At 37.4% G+C, this 2,853-nt stretch carries 2 protein-coding genes; both read right to left on the bottom strand.

Annotated elements, in window-relative coordinates:
* Nucleotides 1-2,233: sensor histidine kinase (locus PL9631_RS02320; protein WP_083616588.1), on the bottom strand; the 2,233-nt coding region annotated here is incomplete at its 3' end.
* The coding region (locus tag PL9631_RS02315; protein WP_156090419.1) for a response regulator at nt 2,226-2,853 on the bottom strand (628 nt) is incomplete at its 5' end. The genes PL9631_RS02315 and PL9631_RS02320, both read right to left, overlap by 8 nt.

Raw genomic sequence — 2,853 nt, 5'->3', positions numbered from 1 at the left:
ATCCCAAGGGTTCTAAAAGTTTAATTAATAATAGACAATTAATTTCTTTATCATCAACAGTTAGAATTTTATAAGTCGCTTGACCCGGAGCTAAACCTAAAACTTGGGGATGGTCTTTTGTACTCTTGCTAACAATTTCTTGACCTAATTTAGTCTGAATATAAAATTGAAACGTTGTGCCTTTTCCTAATTCACTTTCCACAGAAATATCTCCGCCCATTAATTGGATAAATTTCCGACTAATGGCTAATCCTAAACCCGTGCCTTCTTGCGATTCTTTCCCCGCTTGGGTTTGGGTGAAAGCTTCAAAAAGTTTAGGTAATTCTTCAGAGGCTATTCCTACTCCAGTATCACGAATATAAAAATTAAGATTAAAAATCTCGCTTGTTTCTTGATCTCCCTGAAAGACAGAGAGTATAATTTGACCATCTAAGGTAAATTTAATCGCATTACTGAGTAAATTGATGATTACCTGACGCAGTTTAACTTCATCGGTATAGATATAACGAGGAACATTTTCATCCCGATCAAATATGAGTGTCAAACCCGCAGATGCCGCCCGTAGATGCAGCATATTTTCTAAATCATTAAGTACGGAATAAAGATCAAAATATCGAGGATTTAAGGTGGTTTTTCCAGCCTCGATTTTCGATAAATCCAGAACATTATTAATTAGAGTTAGTAAATATTCTCCACTCCGATAAATAATGCCTGCATTTTCGTGGTGTTCCTGGGGTAAGTTGGTAGCGCGTAGCATTAATTGGGAAAACCCTAAAATAGCATTGAGGGGCGATCGCAATTCATGACTCATATTAGCAATAAACGTACTTTTGGCTTGATTGGCAACTTCGGCTTTTTCCTTGGCAATTACTAGCTCTACCGTGCGTTCTTTCACCCGATTTTCTAAGGTTTCAAAAGAGGTTTGTAACTGACTCGCCATCTGATTAAAAGAATGTGCTAGGGTTTCTAGTTCAGAAACTCCTTTGATTTCTACGACCTGACTAAGTTTACCATCAGCGATCGCCCTACTTGCCTGACTCAATCGCTGAATAGGTGCAGCAATTAAATTCGAGGTAATGATTCCTAAAATCGTGGCAATTATTAAAGTTAATAGACACAAAAAAAATGTTATTTTGGTATTAAAATTAATAGTTTCCATAAAATCAGATTCGGGAATTACTGTCACCAATAACCAATCGAGTCCATATTGATCTTGATAAGATAAAAGTTTAGCAAATAGGATATTTCCCTGAACCACAACCCGGAACTGTAGGGTGTTAGGAAGCCGATTAAAATTCCCATATTCTTGCTTGAGGTGAGCAGCGATCGCCCTTGTCCAAGCATCTTTACTTTCAATGGCAGGTAAGCGACTTGGGATTCCTTTCTGATCCTTCACACCCAGAGTTTCTAGGGTTGAAGTTGCAACTAAATCACCGCCATGATCAATGATAAATGTTTGTCCTGAAGACGAAAATTTTAGATTATTTAAAAATGTACTAATTCCATCTAAAGTTATGCCACTGTTAAAAACTCCTTGAAGTTTTCCCTGAGCATCATAAACTGGAACTATGGCACTAAGCCCCAAGAGTAAGGGTACTTTATAAACATAAATCTGCGACCAAGTTTGTCCTCTAGCTACTTTGCCATTCCTATACCAATCGGTTTTTCTTGTATCTACTAATACCTGAAATTTCAATAATTTTTTACTTTTACCTTGAGAATTCAATAGATAGAATTTACGGTTTTCAATGTCTGGAAGTCTATTTTCTTGGAAAAATATTGTCCCTTTTTGAAGATTTTCCCCGGTTAGCTGACGTGATACAGCCAAAAATTCAGGACTGAGAATGCGTTGATAGGAGATCATTTCTCCTTGAGGATTGGCAAACATATTCAATGTGAGATGGGGAGATAAATTGATCTGTTGCCAAAAATACTGACGCAGGGATTCAAAGTCATTCAGGTTAATGACACCCTGTTGGAAAGCCTGATAATTAACTGCTACGGTTTGCTGTTGAATTTGCAGGGAGTGATCGAGGTGATCTTTAATTCGATTTCCCGCCTGATTCATTAACTGATCTGCCATAGTTTCTACCGCTTTTTGTCCACTGCGATAGGAAAGATAACCCACCAGTCCCACAGCGCCCACAATTTGCAGCACAAAGGGGACAATTAACACTAATCTTAGGGGAATTTGTCTATTTTTTTTTGCTGTAGTGGATCGAGAGTTAATCACGATCAATCCAAAGCTCCGCTAAGTCAATAATCTGCTCAAATTGAAATTTATGCACCAGCTTTTTAAGCCGTCGTCTTAAATAAGTTTCTGTTTGGGGAATTTCTGCAATTAATTCTATCACAGCTTGACTATCGGCTTCAATTGACGCTTGATAGAGTTGATTCACCCATTCTTTAGACATAACTTTAAGATTATCGCTAGTTAACTCATTTTCTCTGTTTACATCTGATATAATTTTTGTTGTCGCGTAAACATACTGAACTCCTAAATGTTGAGCCAAAACCTCGAAAATCTGATCTTCTGTGAAGGGTTTTCTCATAAAATCATCACACCCCGCCGACAGGACAATGGCTTTTTCTTCTTCTAATACACTAGCAGTTAGAGCAATTATAGCCGTGGCATTGCCTTTTGTGGTTGATTTAATCTGTTTTGTCGCTTCATAGCCATCCATCACGGGCATCCGCATATCCATAAAGATTAAATGGGGTTCCCATTCATCCCAAATCGCGATCGCTTCTGCTCCATTACTAGCTGTTTTTAACTCAAATCCCAAGGGTTCTAAAAGTTTAATTAATAATAGACAATTAATTTCTTTATCATCAACAGTTAGAATTTTATAA

The organism is Planktothrix paucivesiculata PCC 9631, assembly GCF_900009265.2.
GTDB lineage: Bacteria > Cyanobacteriota > Cyanobacteriia > Cyanobacteriales > Microcoleaceae > Planktothrix > Planktothrix paucivesiculata.
This window is presented reverse-complemented; position numbering and strand designations above follow the sequence as displayed.